The sequence below is a fragment of the Gammaproteobacteria bacterium genome, from assembly GCA_013003425.1.
GTDB lineage: Bacteria > Pseudomonadota > Gammaproteobacteria > Steroidobacterales > JABDKV01 > JABDJB01.
In genome coordinates, this window is record JABDJB010000088.1 from 1 (window position 1) to 16,008 (window position 16,008).

The window sequence follows — 16,008 nt, forward strand, 5'->3', positions numbered from 1 at the left end:
CCGGTCCGGCGCCAGATCTGCACGCATGATTCCCCTGCACGACGACAACCCATCCGCCATCCGGCCGCTGTTCACCTACCTGTTCATCGGTGGCTGCGCGCTGACCTTCCTGTGGCAGCTGAGCCTCGGCGCCGGCGGCCAGCAGGCAGTGTTTGCCTTCGGCGTGATCCCGGCCACGCTGCTTGGCGATGCGGTGCTGAGCCCGGACATAGCGGTAATACCGGCTGAGCTGACGGTCATCACGTCGATGTTCCTGCATGGCGGCTGGGCCCACTTCCTGGGCAACATGCTCTACCTGTGGGTGTTTGGCGACAATGTAGAAGACAGCATGGGCCACGTTCGCTTCGTTTTGTTCTACCTGCTGTGCGGCACGGCGGCAGCTCTGGCCCAGGCGATACCGGAACCGGACTCCACCATTCCCATGATCGGCGCCAGCGGCGCGATTTCGGGCGTGCTCGGTGCCTACCTGCTGCTCTATCCCCACGCACGTGTTCTGGTTGGCGTGCCGCTGGGTTTCTACCTGCACACGATGCGCCTGCCCGCCGGCTGGATACTGGGCCTGTGGTTCGGCATGCAGCTGCTCAGCGAACTGATGAGTCCGCCTGGATCGGCCGGCGTCGCCTTCCGCGCGCACCTCGGTGGCTTTGTTGCCGGCGCCGCATTGATCCCGTTGTTCCGGCAACGCGGCTTTCCGTTATTACAACCCCGGGTGCGCTGATGCGCCTGGCGACCCTGGCGCTGCTGCTGCTGCTCACAGTCACCAGCCAGGCGCAGACTCCTTCGCAGGCAATCGAACAAACGCTGCAACTCAATCGCCAGGCGCTGTCAGCGCAACAGCAGATTGACCGGCTGTATGAACAACGCCGGCAGGCTACCGAAGAACTCAACCTGGTAAAGCAGACCGGGTCGGCCGGCGCGTTGCAGCAACAGCAGCTGCAGCAACAACTGTCCTTGCTGCGTGACGGACTCACGGCTGTCGAGGATCAGATAGCGGCGGTTAATGAAACACAAACAGGTTTGCTGCGCTTGTTGACGGCAATGGTGGGGGCGCTGGAACAATTTGTCGCTCTGGATCTTCCATTCGATCAGGACCAGCGCCGTGCGCGTCTCGTTGACCTGCGCGTGGCACTGCGCAGCGCCAGCCTGAGTGTTACTGAAAAATACCAGGCCGTTGTCGCTGCGTACCTCGATGAAATCAGGCTGGGCTCGACGAATGCGGTTTCACAACAGCTGATTTCCGGACCACGCGGAAGCCGGCAGGTCGAGGTACTGCGGCTGGGCCGCGCCGGACTCTGGTATGTCACGCCCGATGACAGGGATGCCGGCTACTGGGACCCGCGACAGGGACGCTGGATCGAGGGCAGTGCAGACCCGGGCCAGGTGCGTGCCGGCATTCGGGTTATTCGACAAACTGCCTCGCCGCGACCTGTCACCCTGCCGCTGCGGCTGGAAGACTCATGAAGCCGGCGCTCCTTGTATTGCTGATCCTTGCGTCATCGGTATCCGTTGCCTGGCAGGCTCCCGATGTGTCCGCGCTTTCAGGTAACCAGCAGGCACGCGATGCCGACCGGCTGGAGCAGCAACGCGCGCGACTGGCCGCTACTCGGGCACAGCTGCGCGCGGCAAAGCAGCAGGCCAGCCGCGACGAGCGGCAAACGCGCGAACTGGAGTCGCAGCTGGCAGAGCTGACTGCAACGCTGGAACAAAGACGCGCCGCGCTGGTGCAACAAACCGTCGCGGTCCGCGATGTTTACACGACGGCGCGGCAGACAGCCGGCGACCTGATTGGCATCCTGCGTGCCATTCCGACCCGGCCGCCCCCGCTTGAAACTGACCTGACGCAGCTGGCCACGAGCACCACGGCGCTAGATCTGGACGCGCTGGCCGGCCTGTGGGAAGCACTGCACGTCGCGCTCACCAGCTCGGCAACGCAATCACAGGCTGAGCTACCGGTGCAGACTGCGCCCGGTGAGTTGCAGACACTCGCGATTACACGAGTCGGCCATGTTCTGGGAATCGCGCCGGATGACATGGTCGAATACGACCGCCTGGCCGGTGTTTACCGGACGATATCGGACAGGCCCGATCGTCGCAGTACCGCGAGCACAGCGCGTGACGCAACGGTGCCGGTAACCTTCCTGCTGGCAACGCAATCCACCCTGCCCGATCATTCAGTACTCACCGCGGTGCGCTCATCGGGACCGATCGGCCTGGTCATCGTGCTGCTGGGCCTGCTGGGCCTTGTTGTACTGGCGCTGCGTCTTTTACGCCTGCAGTTCATTCTGCGGTCAGAACGTGTCGGTGGTGCCGGCAGCGCCAGCCAGCGCCTGCGCGCGGCGCTGCGAGCGCACCAGGATGAAGACCCCGAAAGCGTTGCCGGCTGGCTCAATGCCCGGGTACGGCGCGAGGCGCGTCACACCCAATGGGGCCACGGCATGCTGACCGTCATCATCGGCGTCGCACCGCTGCTGGGCCTGCTGGGAACCGTTACCGGCATGATCGTGACGTTTCATTCGTTGCGCATTTACGGCAGCGGTGACCCGGTGCTGATGGCTGACGGCGTCTCGCAGGCGCTCAGTACAACACTGCTCGGGCTGGCGGTGGCGATTCCGCTGTTACTCGGGCAGCGCTGGCTGCTGGCGCTGGCCAACAGCCACATTCACAAGCTCGACAGTACGGTCCCGGCTTTGATAGCCGAGCGTCACGGCGTCTGATCATGCAACGGCGGATCACATCAATATTGCTGGCCGCGCTGATCACGGTGATCCTTTTTCACCTGATGCAGCTGTTGATCGATGCCGGCACAACCCGCCCGCCAGCGGCGCAACCGGTAACCATGCTCGAGCGCGTCGTTGCGGTGGAGGAACCGCCACCTCCACCACCACCGCCGGTCACAAAGCAGACGGCGCCACGCCAGCTGACGCCACGGCAGGCCAGCACGCCGGCAATCTCAATCGCGCCACTGGAGTTTCCGACACCGGCAGCACAGGTGCCTCAGCTTGACCTGGCAATTGCAGTGTCCGGCCGGCTGCAGTCACCCGGCCTGGTCGCCGGCGTTGCCGGTGGCAACGCACTGGGCGCGTTCGCCGCCGGAGCCGAGGGGTTCGATGGCAAGGACCTGGTGCCGATCAGCAGCGCGCGACCACGCTACCCGCGTTCTGCTGCCGCGCGCGAAATCGAAGGTTGGGTCGAACTGATATTTGTTATAACCGGCGAGGGTCGCGTCGAGAACATCCGCATACTCGATGCCCGCCCGCGCGGCATATTCGAGGATGCCGCCGTCGCCGCCATGTCACGCTGGCTTTATCCACCCTACCGCGTCGACGGCAAACCTGTGGCACGCGAAGCGACCCAGCTGTTTCGTTTTCGACTTGAAGATATTCAGGACATTTATCTCTGGGATGATTAGCCGACTGTTAATTATCATCGTGTTGCTGAGCTGCCAGGCAGCGGCAGCACAGACCAGGTCCAGCGGCCGGGTGTCGACCGAGGGCCCGTACCAGTCGAAGGTACGGCTGTTGCAGGAAAAACCGGCCGAACAGGCTGATGCGCAACAGCTGCTGCAGGCAGGCGGCCTGGACAACTATGGCCGCGCCTTGTTGTTACGCCAACTGGCACAACGCGGTATCGCCGCGGGTGATACAGCCGCAGCGATAACCCGTTTCGAACAGGCACTGGCGCTGGATGGCCTGTCTCCCCTGGCAACAACCCAGATGCAGCTCAACCTGGGTCAGCTTTATGCGCTGACCGGCCGGCACGACGATGCCATCCCGCTGCTGCAGGCCGCCACCCGTGGTGACGACGCAGATGCCGAAGTGATCATGACACTCGCCGCGAGCCTGCTTGCCACCGATAACCCGCGTGCCGCCGCGCAGGCCGCGGCCCGTGCTGTTGCAACGGGCGATGCGCCCGAGCAATGGCTGCGCTTTGCAGTTCACGCGTTTTACAAAGCCGGGCAGCCCGGTGCCGCGGCACCGTTGCAACTGCGCCTGCTCGACCGGCAACCCGATGAAGTTGCCGAATGGGTGCAGCTTGCCGCCCTTTATCGCGCCGCCGGAGACAACGCTCGCGCGCTGGCGACCCTGCAGACCGCGGCACTGACGGGGCTGATAACGGAACAGGATGACTGGCTGCGCCTGATTCAGCTGCACCTCGACTATGGAACACCGGACCTGGCAGCCCAGTGGCTCATCCCGCTGGTGCAGCAGCAACCCGATTCACAGCATTGGCACTGGCTGGCACAGGTATTGCTGCGCGCCGGCGACGATCGGGGCGCACTCGATGCGCTGCGTGCCCGCGCACAGGTTGCCGACGATCCCGCAGCATGGCTGGAGTTTGCTGAACTGGCCGCTGTACTCGGTATCGACGACATGGCGCTCGACGCGCTGCGTCGGGCGTCATCACCGGGTGCCGAAGGCGCGGTGCGTGGTCGCGCGCTGTTATTGCTGGGCCAGTTACTGATTGCGCAAGGCAAAACCGCTGCAGCAAAACGAGCGTTCACTTCGGCGAGTGAATTTGGTGGCGTGTATCGCAGTGCCACCGAGTGGCTCGACTACCTTGCCGCCCGTCAGCCCACACTTGATACCCGACAAGGCGAGACAGCAACGGAAGTTGCCGAGACGATTGCGGACACCACCGATCCTGTAACTGTAACCACACCAGTCGACGTAAAAACGGTGCCAAGGCTGCGTGTGTATACGACCGTACGCACCACTACCGCCAACAGGCTCACCGAGACTGCGCTCGAAATGGTTGACAGGCTGGCGCGAATTACGCGGCGCGAACGGATTGAGTGGACCGGGCCGCTGCATGTCACCGTAACCGGCGACATAAGTGCGCCGGCCAACGCAATCGACGTTGGTGTCGCGGCGCCCATTCGGCGCACAACGCCAGCCAGGGCCGAGTTTGGTACCGGCACCCTGGATCAGTTCAGGTGCGTATGGCGGCGCTACAAAGGCCCCTGGAACGGTTTGCCCGATGCCTGGCAGCAGCTGCACCGCGACGCACTTGCGGCTGGTTACGGCCCCAGTGGTGAGGCGCGGCAAATCGTACTGCACCGTGGCAGCGACCGCAGTGATGCAATCATCGAGCTGCAAATAGGCATTCTGTAAACAAACGCATTGACGCCGGCAGGCACTACAAGCAACATCTGCGGCTGGCTTGCCGTGATTAGACAGATGTTCAAAAAGACAAACCTGATACTGATAGCAGTGGTGCTGGCTGGCGGATGCGCCACCGGCGGCAGCGGTACTTCATCAGCAGCAGCGGATGATGCCAACCCGGCAGCGACCGGTGCGGCGGAACTGCCACCGGAAAAACGGCCCTATGCCGGGCCGACCAAGATCGTGCCATCGAAGCCTGACATGGCTGCACTCAGTTTTGGCCGCGGCCTTGCCGCCAACGACGAGATAACAGTGACGTTTCGGTTCAGCGTTACGGAATACGCCAGCGGAACGATTGAAGGCTGGTTTGAGCACAGCGCCGATCTCGCTGCGGGTACCATCGATATCCGCGCCGAGGTCACCTGCGCCGTACTCGACAGCAGCGCGCAGCGTGCGTGGGTTGGCGGTAAAGTCGTTCGTAACGGATCGACAAACCCGCTTTATGCCGGCGCACCGGGCGCGGATATCTGGTTTAGCGCCGCCGCCCCGGTAGCCGAAATCGGTAATGGTGCGATCACGATGCCGGTGTTGCGCGACAAGGAGCTGGGCTCTGCCAGCGAGTTCTGCAGCCGCAAGCCATGGGACTCTGATGGCATGCTGACGGTTCGCCAGGGCGCGCTCGGCGTGTTTACCGAGGATCAGGCCACCCGATAGCCCTCGGACGCGGTCAACTGCGAGTACAAAGCCGCAATACGGGCGGTGACCGGACCGACTAAACCATCTCCGTAGTGCGTGTCATCGATACGCACCACCCCGACAACCTCGCCCATCGTGCCGGTGCAGAAAACCTCATCAGCGCCAGCAATCTCAGCCGCACTCACATCGCGCACCTCGTGCGGGATATCATGAAGAGCACACAACTCGAGCACTGCCGAACGGGTCACGCCCTCCGGACAGGAGTCAGTAGTCGACGTCAGCACCACCCCGTTGCTGACTACAAATACATTGGTGGCGTTGGTCTCGGCAAGGTACCCGCGCACGTCCAGCATCAACGCATCGTCCGCGCCGGCGTGATTGGCCTCGATCTTGGCCAGGATTGAATTGAGCTGATTGCATGAGTGAATTTTCTGGTCAAGACACTGCGGTGGAATGCGCCGTGTCCTCGCGGTAACAAAGAACAAGCCATCCTGGTCATAAACCGGAGACTTGTGCTCGGCCAGGATGATCAGCGTTGTGCCCGCATTGTTGACACGCGGATCCAGCCCGCTGGTGTACTTGATACCACGGCTGACGGTCAGCCTGATGTGCACGCCATCGCTCATGTTGTTGGCCGCCAGCGTGCGGCAAATCTGCTCGATTAACCACTCGCGCGAAGGATAGCCCTCATATTCCAGCGCCGCTGCTGATGCAGCCAGGCGGTCCAGGTGCTGTTCGAGGCGAAAGATACGACCACCGTAAAGGCGCAGCCCCTCCCACACGGCATCACCATTTTGTACCGCAGAGTCGAACGGGCTGATCGCGGCAGCCGCCCGCGTCACCAGTTCGCCATTGACGTTGACAATGATGTCCTCGTTACGGGAGTCGTTTTGTTGCAGCATCAGGTAGCCTCCAGCCTGTATTGCGCCATCACTTCATAGTGCTCCTCGCACTGCGCCAGCACATCGTTCTTTACCGGCGGAATTTCCGGTTCGGCTTGCCGGTACGGCGCAAAACCGGTTGAGCGTTCAACCGATGCATACCAGAAACGTGCCCAGACGCCGTCGCTGTCACGCGGTCCGGCGGGCCAGTGCAGCATTTTCTCGCTGAAGTCGACCGCCAGTGCCCGGCAAAGAGTGGCCAGCGTCCCCGCCGGGTCACGCAGCACATCGGCCGAGTCAATCACCGGCGGCACAACCCCGGTGGCGGCACGGACATGCTCGAACAGGCGGCGCTGCTGCGGCAGACCGGTCTCGTCGATACCGGCATCGGGTAGCACGCGCAGCAATGACGCCAGCATGTTGCGCGGACGGCGGATAAGGAAACAGTTTTGCACGCTATCGAGCCAGTCGAGCGAGACACTGTCGTCCAGGTGATGTGTCATCTGCTTCTGGTACTGGATTGTGATGCCATCCGGCAACGGAGATGCCAGCTGGCTGATCACCGTGCGCCAGTCGCATGACAGCGCTGCCATCACCTCATCGCGGCCGGGATGGTCGTGTCCGGATTGCGCCAGGTAGCAGGCATAAAACGGCTCGTCGACCACAATGGTGTCACTGCGGTTTTCCCAGGCCCGCATCATGGCGGTCGAGATATTGCGTGGCCCCGACCACATGGCGATCCGCTTTGGCGCGGCTGCGTGCTTCATGTTCTGCCTCCCGGCAGGCATGATGGCGCGAATCATGCGCCATGCAAACCTGTTGTCAGCCATCCTGCTGCTGCACGCCACGACGGCCGCGGCAGACCAGCTCGAAACCCTGGTGGTGACGGCCACCCGGGCGCCGGTGCCGCTGGCTGAAGCCGGTCTCGCACTGGCACACATCGACGCCAACACAATCGCCGCGGGCATGCACCAGCATCTGGGCGAACTGGCCTTCCATGCGCCCGGCACATGGATCAGCCGCGGCAGCGGTCAGGAACAGCTGACCGCTATTCGCTCGCCGGTACTGACCGGCGCCGGCTCATGCGGTGCATTCCTGTTCATGGAAGACGGGATACCGATTCGTCCGGCCGGTTTTTGCAACGTCAACCAGGCGTTCGAGCTCAACACCGGCCAGGCGCAGGCTATTGAGGTCGCGCGCGGGCCGGCCAGCGCCGTCTGGGGCGCCAATGCACTGCACGGCGCAATCAACGTGCGGATGGATACGGCGCGGCCTGACTCTTTGACGCTCGGCGCGGGGCCTGACGATTATTTCCGCACACGGCTGGAACACGCTTTGCACGGCAACGCCATGCTGTTGCTGAATGCCGAGCACGATGGCGGCTTTCGCGATGACTCAGGCTACGACCAGGCGAAGCTCAACTTCTTTGCCGGCGGCGGTGAGCTGCCGCGTCTGCGCCTGGCTGCCACCCGCCTGCAGCAGGAAACTGCCGGCTTTATAACTGGCGCAGAAGCCTGGCGAAATGAAACGCTGCGCACTACGAACCCCAACCCGGAGGCATTTCGCGACGCCGATGCGCAGCGCCTCAGCATGAGCTGGGACGGGAGCTGGCCGGTCAGCATTTATGCCCGCAATTCACGGATGCAGTTTCTGCAGCACTTCCTGCCGGGTCAGCCGCTGGAACAGAACGGACAGCGCAGCGCGGGCGTGACGGTTCAGCGTGTCTATTCCGCCGGCCAGTGGCAGGTCCGGGCCGGCGGTGATGCCGAGTACGCCCGCGGCTGGCTGCGGCAATCGCAGGGGGCAGCGACAGACGGGTCGGACTTTCTGCGTGAGACACGCCCGAGCGGAACCCACTACGATTACGACGCCGACTCATTCCTGGCGGCGCTATGGCTGGACGCAACCCGTGCACTGACCGCCAGCATGAATCTGCGCCTGGCGTTGCGCGCCGAGACGCTTGGCTACCGCTACGACAATCACGCCGCCGACGGCAACCTGCGCGACGATGGCAGCGCGTGCGGGTTCGGCGGCTGCCTCTACAACCGCCCGGCCGACCGAAACGACCGTTTTTTCAATGCGGCGCCGCGGCTGGCGCTCAGCGTTCGCCCCGCCGACCACCTGGTGTGGTGGCTGCAGGCCGGGCGCGGGTTTCGTCCACCCCAGGCCACGGAACTGTACCGCTTGCAGCGCGGCCAGGACACTGCAGAAATTGACAGCGAAGTAATCGATAACTTCGAAGCAGGACTGCGGGTCTCGGGCCGGCGGACGTCACTGGAGCTGACCGGTTACGCCAGCCGCAAGAAGAACTACATCCTGCGCGATGCAGACGGCTTCAACATCAGTGACGGGCGCAGCCGGCATCACGGCATCGAAGCGGCATTTGGCGCAGTGCTGCACCCGCGTCTCCGGCTCGATGCCGACCTGAGCAACAATCTTCACCGCTATGATTTCGACAGCGCCGCCGCACGCGGTGAAGTCATTCGCAGCGGCGCGCAAATCGATACGGCGCCACAACACATTGCGACGACGCGGCTGCGCTGGCAGTACCAGCCCGGTGGCGCATTGACGCTGGAGTGGCTGCATCTGGGCAGCTACAGCATGGATGCGGCCGGGTCACGTCGCTACCCCGGTCATGATCTGCTAAACGTCTATGCGCAGCAGGAGCTGGGAAACAACTGGATGCTGCGCGCCCGCCTGGTCAACGCCGGCGACACGCTATACGCCGAGCGCGCTGATTTTGCCTTTGGCACCGAGCGCTATTTCCCCGGTCGCCGGCGCAGCCTGTACCTCGACCTGCACTGGCGGAGCGAATAAGAAAGGGGCGGACCGCGCGGGCCCGCCCCAGGGGCAGCGGGGAACACTGCCAGAGAGAATCAGTCCTGTTGCGCGACCTGGGTGGCATCGTTGCCGGCATCGAACAGCCGTACCCGCACCATCCGTTCAAAAGCATAAGCATCAAGGTCGCCCGCACCGGAAACCGACGTTCCTTCACCATGAGCATGAAGCGCAATTCGCTCGGCGGCGATGCCGGCAGCAATCAGCGCATCACGCACTGCCTCTGCCCGGTGACGGGACAGGTCTTCGTTGTAACTGGCATCACCGCGCGGGTCTGCGTAGCCGTCCAGCCGGACAGTCATATCGGGCAACTTTTCCAGCAGTTCGGCCAGCCTCTGCAGCCGCGCTTTCGCGCTGTCTGACAGTTTGCTCTTGCCGGTCGGATAGAGCACTTCCATCTGCAGCCCTTCCACCGCGGCACGCTCGAGCAACAAACCGGACATTTCCTCACCCAGCTGCGCCAGTTCGGCACGGGTGTCGAACAGGCTGCGATTCAGGCGTGCAACGCGGGTGCGGGCCTGTTCGAGTTCGCCACTGGTTGCCGCGAGGTTGCTTTTCAGCCCGGGCACCTGGCCGGCGCGCTTTACGTTGTCGGCATAATGGGCACCAACGGCCGCACCGATAATCGCACCCACCGGACCGGCGGCTACGGCACCGACGACCATGCCGCTGCTGATGCCGATATTTTGCGCTGTCGTCTGTGAGACCTCTGCCTGTGCAGCAGGCAGGGCCATGCCCAGCAGGGCTATTGCTAAAAGTTTCTTCATTTGACACCTCTGTCGGGTTAGCGAAATTGCTTACGGCATCAATTTCAGCGTGACAAAGAGGCAGAACGGCACCCCAATCGTGGCCGGCCGGCGACAGATTGTGTGCAAATCTGGCGGAAGGCGATCAGCTCTCGTTGCGCTGCCGGCGCATCTCCTGCAGCGACCAGACGCGGATCAGGCCCTCCTGGGCCGTCGATGCGACCAGCCGGCCGTCGCGTGCGTAGACCTGCCCACGTGCCAGGCCACGGGCACCCGAAGCGCTGGGGCTGTCACAGTCGTACAGCAACCAGTCGTCGATGCGTGCATGGCGATGAAACCACATGGCGTGATCGAGGCTGGCCAGCTGTACATTGCCTTTGGGAAAAGAAATGCCATGCGGCATGGTCGCGGTTCCGATGAGACCGTAGTCAGACACGTACGACAGCAGCGTCGTATGCAGTCCGTGCTCATCAGCAACCGCCGCGGTGGTGCGAAACCAGAATTGCTGGCGCGGCGGCGCCTTTTCCTCGGTCAGAAAAGCCGGTGTCTGCACCGGGCGGAATTCGAACGGTCGCTGTCGCGACATGAAACGACTCAGCTTGTCCGGCACTTCGCCTTCCGGATGGTAGGAGCTGGCATCGGCAAGTTCCTCCGGGCCCGGCACATCGGGCATCTCGTCCTGGTGTTCGAATCCCTCTTCGGGCAGCTGGAATGATGCCGCCAGATGAAAAATCTGCTGGCCATGCTGAATCGCGACCACGCGGCGGCTGGTAAAGGTGCGTCCGTCACGACTGCGATCGACGTCGTACACAATCGGTGCATTGACGTCGCCGGCACGCAGGAAATAGGCATGCAGCGAATGTACCCGGCGTCCCTCCACTGTTTGCTGCGCGGCCGACAGCGCCTGACCCAGCACCTGGCCACCAAAAACGCGCGGGCTGCCAATATCGCGGCTTTGACCGCGGAACAGGTTTTTTTCCAGCCGCTCCAGTCGCAGCAGCTTTATCAGGTCTTCGAGTGCACCGGTCATTGCAGGCCTCGTACAGTTACTCGCCCAGGAACCCTACTGATTGTCGACCTGCGCGGCGGTGCCGTCCAGCGCCATGGTCATTTCGCGCGACCATTCGTCGTAGCGACGGCGCAGTGTGTGATTGTTTCGAGGACAGAATTGCTGCCGTTTTCCTGCCGGCCACCCGCCTGGTTGCCCGGCGGAAAGAAACGCCAGCCCGCGTGCCGTTGCCTCTGCCTCGTCCGGCCGCATGACCGCGAGCCCGGAAAGGTCCGCGAGCGCCTGGCACAGGTCATCGTGACCGGCCAGCCCGCCGCTGACCAGGGCGACATCCAGCGTCGTGCGCTGCTGCAATATCTCGATGTTTTTCTGCAGCAGAAACAGGATGCTCTCGACTACTGCCGCCAGCTTCTGCCGTTGACTCCCGCTGCCGATAAAACGACTGGTGAAGTGCTCGCGCCAGAAAGGTGAGCCGAGCCCGGACACGCCATTGAGAAAAAGCGGCAACTCGTCTGCACCGATTTGCCGGGCTGCCGTCGCTATCTCCGGCTGTGTTGCGCCCAATGACGCCAGCGCTGCCCCGGCACCGTTGACAGTTCCCTCCTGCACATAAAGCACGGAGCTGCCGTCACTCCAGGCAACGCTGTGCAGCAGCGGTGCTGCGCTCATGCCGGCAACCTGAGCCAGCACAAATGCACCGGTTCCGATATTGACGTAGGCGGTGCCCTGGGCTATCGCTCCGCCGGCGAAAATGGCTGCGTTCTGGTCGCCGGTGCAGACCCGCAGCGGTACCGCAGTGCTGCGCAGCACCCCGAATTCGTGCTGGCTGGGTACACAGCGTGGCAGCAGGCCACGCGAAATTCCGAACGCCGCCAGCAACTCATCTGACCAGTCGAGACTACGCCGGTCCCACAGCAAGGTGCGCGAAGCATTGGCAGGATCAGCGCAGGCGGGATGCTGCTGCAGCAAGTGAAACAGCAGAAAGCTCGACAGCGGCCCGATCATCAGCGTGCCGCTGCGCTGTGCCTGTCTGACGGCGGGGATATTGTCTATACACCAGCGCATCTTGCTGGCACCGTAATGCGGTGAACGCACCAGACCGGTTATCTCGCTGACGGTGTCATCCGGTGGCGCATATTCTGCCAGCAGCTTTGCAGCACGCCGGTCCTGCCACGAAATAACCGGAGTCAGCGCGACACCGCTGTTGCGATCCCAGCAGACAATCGATGAGCGCTGGGTTGCCAGGCCGGCGCCGGTTATTACAGCGCCACGACTTTCGGCATCGCGCAATGCATCGACGATGACCCGATGCATTGAATTGAGCACCTCGGATGCATCGTGTTCGACCCGCCCATCCGGACCACGCTGCGTTGCGACCGCGACGCGCGCCAGGAATACCTGTGTTCCTTCCGTAGTGAAGGTTACTGCCCGGGTCGACCCGCCGCCCTGGTCGATGGCGAGAATCAATTCGTCAGCCGGCATGATCTGCTGGCGGTGCCAGGGTCAATTCACGTGTCGACGCACGCCGCCGTCGCTCCGGCAATACCGGCCGCAATTTTTCAATGACTTTCTCGGCAGTCGCACGATATGCGGTCAGCTTGCCACCATAGATGCTCAGCACGCGCGGGTGTCGCGCGTTGTCGGCGTGCAAAATGGTCTCGCGCGGACGATGGAACGCATGACCTTTGCCCGCGGGTAACACCCGCAACCCGGCGGTGGCGCCGGTAATTTTCGTTGCTACCTTGCCACGCAACGCCGGGAAATAGTGCTCGACCACCGACGCCAGGTAACTGCGTTCCCGCGGATAGGTGACAACATCATCGGGATGACCGCGAAACGGAATTTCCGTGGTGCCGACCAGCGTATCGTCGTCACGCGGCATTACGAATACCGCACGTCCGTCACGCGGGCTTTCCAGGTAGTAAATGCCACGCTCGAAGCGATGGCTGATTACGATATGACTGCCCTGCACCAGCGCCACGGGAAAAAGCGACTGCACCGGCTCGACCATTTCCAGCACTTCGTTTGCCCACGGGCCGGCGGCGTTGATCAACACTGCAGCGTGTGCTTCAACCTCGGAATCGTCCAGCCGGTAGCGCAGGGTCACACCCGCATCGCCAATGGTCGCACCGTTGAAATGCGCCGGCATCGCAAGCTCCGCACCAAGATCCTGCGCCGAAGCCATCACCGCCCGGGTCAGCAGGCGGTCGTCAGTCTGCGCATCGGAATACTTCAACACTGCCTTGAGGTCATCGGTACGCAGGCCATCGAGCCGGTCCCAGCGATTTCGGCCCACTGACGTAAACCGGGTACCGGGCCCGAACCGGCCCAGCACCGCGTAGAGACCGAGCCCGATACGTACCAGCCACGGCGGCCGCCGGGTCTGCGTGAATACCGGAATATAAAAGTCGCGCAACCGCACCAGGTCGGGCGCCAGCCGCAGCAACAGGGCGCGTTCTCGCAGGCATTCGGCGACCAGGCCGAACTGCCAGGTCTCGAGGTAACGCAAACCGCCATGTATCAGCTTGCTTGAGCTGCTCGAAGTGCCGGCTGCAAGATCGGTCTTTTCCAGCAGCAACGTCGAATAGCCAGCGGCCGCTGCAGCCTGCGCAATGCCGGTGCCATGGATGCCGCCGCCGACTACAGCTACGTCGAAACTACGGCTCATCCGTGCAGCTCATGCTGCAAGCGACAGGCGTGCATGCTTTCAATCAGTGTTGCCCCGCGCACGCCGAGCTGGCGCGCGTGCCCCGCCTCGGTAACTTCGTAGATCACCCATTGCCATGCGCCGGGCCACAGCGCGCCCGGTTCAGCTGCAAGCCTGAGGTGATTGCAAAAGACAAATTCGGGCCGCAGTGATGCAACCTGCTCGCGCGTTTGCCGACTGACCTCTTGCAACACCCAGCCTATTGGCAGGTCGGACATTTGGCGCGCCTGTTCCAGCACCATGCGGTCGAACGAGATGAGTACGCATTCCTGCCGCGCACCGGCCAGCAGCGGCAAGACTGCCGCGAGCATGCGCCGGCGGCCGAAGGCGCGCAGGCTGTGCCGCTTCAACTCGATAAACAATCTCAGCCCTGGCGTGTCGAGCTGCTCCAGTGCATCACGCAGCAGCGGCACAGTCTCGCCGGTAAATCGGTCACCAAACTGCTGCATCTGCCCGACCGGCACCTTGCATACCTCCGACGCGACGGCGGCCGTGACCAGTCGATCGATCCCGGCGGTACGCAACAGGGACTCGTCGTGCAGCAGTACCGGCACCCGGTCAGCCGTCAGCTGTACGTCCATTTCAATGCTGCGCACACCACAGTCGGCTGCAGCACGCAGCGCAGCGAGAGTATTTTCAGGAAAGGCGGCCGCGGCGCCGCGGTGGGCCACCAGCGCGGGTACGACTCCAGATTCAGCAGATCCGACCATGCCGCCCGCAAACTAACATATCGACAGGCGCCAGACTGCGATCATCGCCGCAATCGCGGTATATTTGCTATTTATTATCATATGGTTAAGTGACTATTATAAACGTGATTCTACGACCCGTCGCTCGCCTCACAGTCAACTAGACTTGAAGCAACATGGCCACCAGCGGCAACCACGTGCAACACCGCAATCTCGTATCTCACGGCCTCCTGGCAGCACATTGCGAAGAACCCGACTGGGTGCTTCTCGACTGCCGCTACTCGCTGGCCGATCCGGCCGCCGGCCGCGCTCGATGGGAGCAGGGTCATATTCCCGGCGCCGTGCATGCCGACCTGGAAAACGAACTGTCTGCACCGGCGTCACCTCGTGGCCGGCATCCGCTGCCCGACCCGGTGGAACTGGCGGGGCATTTTTCCGACTGGGGTATCAGCATGGAAACCCAGGTCGTGGCCTATGACGACAGCCATGGCGCGTTTGCAGCGCGCGCCTGGTGGCTGCTGCGCTGGCTCGGCCATGATGCGGTTGCCGTGCTCGATGGCGGACTGCAGGCCTGGCGGCGGGCCGGCCTGCCGTTGACCAATGCCGTTCCCGATCGCAAGCCGGCTCACTTCGAGATCCGGCTGCGTGACCAGCTACGGGTCGATGCCGACGAAGTTGCACAAGCACTGAAAAGCGATGGATGTGTACTGGACGCGCGAGCTGCGGAAAGATTCCTTGGCGAGCAGGAGCCGCTCGATCGCCGCGCCGGGCACATCCCCGGCGCGCACAACTACCCTTTCACGGCCAACCTCGACCGTGACGGCCGCTTCCTGTCGCCCTCTGAACTGCGCGTTTGTTTTGACGCCGCGCGCCAGTCCACATCACCGAAAAAGATCATCTGCATGTGTGGTTCGGGCGTGACTGCCTGCCACAACCTTCTGGCGCTGGAGATAGCTCAGCTGCCCGGGGCACGACTGTTCCCGGGCTCGTGGAGTGAATGGTGCGCCGACCCGCAGCGACCGATCGCCAGCGGCCCGGACACGAATTGAATCAGTCGCTGCGCTGCGTGATTTCTATCAGGTGATAGCCAAACTGGGTCTTGACCGGTCCGTGCACCGCACCCACTTCACCGCTGAATACAATCTGGTCAAACTCCGGCACCATCTGGCCACGGCCGAACTGCCCGAGGTCACCACCACGCTGGCCGGATGGACACTGCGAATGCTGGCGGGCCATCTCGGCGAAGTCCGCGCCGCTTTCGATCTGTGTTTTCAGGTCGGAACAGGTAGATTCGTCTGCCACCAGGATGTGACGGGCGCTGGCTGTGCTCATTTGGCTTT

16 protein-coding genes are annotated in these 16,008 nt (G+C 63.0%); 8 read left to right on the plus strand and 8 right to left on the minus strand.

Annotated features, from left to right (window positions below; all coding sequences use genetic code 11):
• Window positions 1-25: 25 nt before the first annotated feature.
• The 6 genes from HKN06_12230 to HKN06_12255 all read left to right on the plus strand — a co-directional run bounded on the left by HKN06_12230 (window position 26) and on the right by HKN06_12255 (window position 5,816).
• The gene (locus HKN06_12230) at window positions 26-718 is read left to right on the plus strand and encodes a rhomboid family intramembrane serine protease (protein NNF62076.1); all 693 of its coding nucleotides are present in this window, start codon (window positions 26-28) and stop codon (window positions 716-718) included.
• On the plus strand, window positions 718-1,461 hold the full coding sequence (locus HKN06_12235) for a DUF3450 domain-containing protein (protein NNF62077.1): 744 nt from the start codon (window positions 718-720) through the stop codon (window positions 1,459-1,461). The genes HKN06_12230 and HKN06_12235 overlap by 1 nt, the downstream gene beginning before the upstream one ends.
• Complete coding sequence (locus tag HKN06_12240) at window positions 1,458-2,714, plus strand: hypothetical protein (GenBank protein NNF62078.1); 1,257 nt, start codon at window positions 1,458-1,460, stop codon at window positions 2,712-2,714. Before HKN06_12235 ends, HKN06_12240 begins: the two co-directional genes overlap by 4 nt.
• 2 nt (window positions 2,715-2,716) lie before the next feature.
• Window positions 2,717-3,409, plus strand: coding sequence for an energy transducer TonB (locus HKN06_12245; protein NNF62079.1), 693 nt, complete (start codon window positions 2,717-2,719; stop codon window positions 3,407-3,409).
• Entirely contained in the window at window positions 3,402-5,111 is a 1,710-nt protein-coding gene (locus HKN06_12250) for a tetratricopeptide repeat protein (protein ID NNF62080.1), read from the plus strand. Before HKN06_12245 ends, HKN06_12250 begins: the two co-directional genes overlap by 8 nt.
• A gap of 66 nt (window positions 5,112-5,177) precedes the next feature.
• Window positions 5,178-5,816 carry a hypothetical protein gene (locus HKN06_12255; GenBank protein NNF62081.1) on the plus strand — a complete coding sequence of 213 codons (639 nt, stop codon included), beginning with the start codon at window positions 5,178-5,180 and terminating at the stop codon, window positions 5,814-5,816.
• Here the strand turns inward: HKN06_12255 and HKN06_12260 are convergent.
• Together HKN06_12260 and HKN06_12265 are read right to left on the minus strand one after the other, a co-directional pair.
• Window positions 5,801-6,700: an aminotransferase IV gene (locus HKN06_12260; GenBank protein NNF62082.1), complete on the minus strand. Its 900-nt coding sequence runs from the start codon at window positions 6,698-6,700 to the stop codon at window positions 5,801-5,803. The genes HKN06_12255 and HKN06_12260 overlap by 16 nt on opposite strands.
• Window positions 6,700-7,413, minus strand: coding sequence for an HAD family hydrolase (locus tag HKN06_12265; protein ID NNF62083.1), 714 nt, complete (start codon window positions 7,411-7,413; stop codon window positions 6,700-6,702). The genes HKN06_12260 and HKN06_12265 overlap by 1 nt, the downstream gene beginning before the upstream one ends.
• Before the next feature lie 67 nt (window positions 7,414-7,480).
• Between HKN06_12265 and HKN06_12270 the strand changes: the two genes are divergently transcribed.
• A complete protein-coding gene (locus HKN06_12270) occupies window positions 7,481-9,496 on the plus strand; it encodes a TonB-dependent receptor (protein ID NNF62084.1) in 2,016 nt (671 codons plus the stop codon).
• Between the two features lie 59 nt (window positions 9,497-9,555).
• Here the strand turns inward: HKN06_12270 and HKN06_12275 are convergent, their stop codons facing one another.
• The 5 genes from HKN06_12275 to HKN06_12295 form a co-directional block, all read right to left on the minus strand.
• Window positions 9,556-10,284, minus strand: coding sequence for an OmpA family protein (locus tag HKN06_12275; protein ID NNF62085.1), 729 nt, complete (start codon window positions 10,282-10,284; stop codon window positions 9,556-9,558).
• Between the two features lie 124 nt (window positions 10,285-10,408).
• Window positions 10,409-11,293: an acyl-CoA thioesterase II gene (tesB, locus tag HKN06_12280; GenBank protein NNF62086.1), complete on the minus strand. Its 885-nt coding sequence runs from the start codon at window positions 11,291-11,293 to the stop codon at window positions 10,409-10,411.
• Window positions 11,294-11,326: 33 nt separating this feature from the next.
• Window positions 11,327-12,754, minus strand: coding sequence for a hypothetical protein (locus tag HKN06_12285; GenBank protein NNF62087.1), 1,428 nt, complete (start codon window positions 12,752-12,754; stop codon window positions 11,327-11,329).
• A complete protein-coding gene (locus HKN06_12290; protein ID NNF62088.1) occupies window positions 12,744-13,940 on the minus strand; it encodes an FAD-dependent oxidoreductase in 1,197 nt (398 codons plus the stop codon). Before HKN06_12290 ends, HKN06_12285 begins: the two co-directional genes overlap by 11 nt.
• A complete protein-coding gene (locus tag HKN06_12295) occupies window positions 13,937-14,689 on the minus strand; it encodes a glycerophosphodiester phosphodiesterase (GenBank protein NNF62089.1) in 753 nt (250 codons plus the stop codon). The genes HKN06_12290 and HKN06_12295 overlap by 4 nt, the downstream gene beginning before the upstream one ends.
• A 155-nt stretch (window positions 14,690-14,844) precedes the next feature.
• Between HKN06_12295 and HKN06_12300 the strand changes: the two genes are divergently transcribed.
• Window positions 14,845-15,717, plus strand: coding sequence for a sulfurtransferase (locus HKN06_12300; protein ID NNF62090.1), 873 nt, complete (start codon window positions 14,845-14,847; stop codon window positions 15,715-15,717).
• Window position 15,718: 1 nt separating this feature from the next.
• On the opposite strand, the gene HKN06_12305 is transcribed toward HKN06_12300, so the two are convergent.
• Complete coding sequence (locus HKN06_12305) at window positions 15,719-16,000, minus strand: peptidylprolyl isomerase (protein NNF62091.1); 282 nt, start codon at window positions 15,998-16,000, stop codon at window positions 15,719-15,721.
• Between the last annotated feature and the right edge of the window lie 8 nt (window positions 16,001-16,008).

What these genes read in the sequence shown, in the direction of transcription:
- HKN06_12230 (NNF62076.1), top strand. Translation starts at nt 26, where the DNA reads ATGATTCCCCTGCACGACGACAACCCATCCGCCATCCGGCCGCTGTTC.
- HKN06_12235 (NNF62077.1), top strand. Translation starts at nt 718, where the DNA reads ATGCGCCTGGCGACCCTGGCGCTGCTGCTGCTGCTCACAGTCACCAGC.
- HKN06_12240 (NNF62078.1), top strand. Translation starts at nt 1,458, where the DNA reads ATGAAGCCGGCGCTCCTTGTATTGCTGATCCTTGCGTCATCGGTATCC.
- HKN06_12245 (NNF62079.1), top strand. Translation starts at nt 2,717, where the DNA reads ATGCAACGGCGGATCACATCAATATTGCTGGCCGCGCTGATCACGGTG.
- HKN06_12250 (NNF62080.1), top strand. Translation starts at nt 3,402, where the DNA reads ATGATTAGCCGACTGTTAATTATCATCGTGTTGCTGAGCTGCCAGGCA.
- HKN06_12255 (NNF62081.1), top strand. Translation starts at nt 5,178, where the DNA reads ATGTTCAAAAAGACAAACCTGATACTGATAGCAGTGGTGCTGGCTGGC.
- HKN06_12260 (NNF62082.1), bottom strand. Translation starts at nt 6,700, where the DNA reads ATGCTGCAACAAAACGACTCCCGTAACGAGGACATCATTGTCAACGTC.
- HKN06_12265 (NNF62083.1), bottom strand. Translation starts at nt 7,413, where the DNA reads ATGTGGTCGGGGCCACGCAATATCTCGACCGCCATGATGCGGGCCTGG.
- HKN06_12270 (NNF62084.1), top strand. Translation starts at nt 7,481, where the DNA reads ATGCGCCATGCAAACCTGTTGTCAGCCATCCTGCTGCTGCACGCCACG.
- HKN06_12275 (NNF62085.1), bottom strand. Translation starts at nt 10,284, where the DNA reads ATGAAGAAACTTTTAGCAATAGCCCTGCTGGGCATGGCCCTGCCTGCT.
- tesB (NNF62086.1), bottom strand. Translation starts at nt 11,293, where the DNA reads ATGACCGGTGCACTCGAAGACCTGATAAAGCTGCTGCGACTGGAGCGG.
- HKN06_12285 (NNF62087.1), bottom strand. Translation starts at nt 12,754, where the DNA reads ATGCCGGCTGACGAATTGATTCTCGCCATCGACCAGGGCGGCGGGTCG.
- HKN06_12290 (NNF62088.1), bottom strand. Translation starts at nt 13,940, where the DNA reads ATGAGCCGTAGTTTCGACGTAGCTGTAGTCGGCGGCGGCATCCATGGC.
- HKN06_12295 (NNF62089.1), bottom strand. Translation starts at nt 14,689, where the DNA reads ATGGTCGGATCTGCTGAATCTGGAGTCGTACCCGCGCTGGTGGCCCAC.
- HKN06_12300 (NNF62090.1), top strand. Translation starts at nt 14,845, where the DNA reads ATGGCCACCAGCGGCAACCACGTGCAACACCGCAATCTCGTATCTCAC.
- HKN06_12305 (NNF62091.1), bottom strand. Translation starts at nt 16,000, where the DNA reads ATGAGCACAGCCAGCGCCCGTCACATCCTGGTGGCAGACGAATCTACC.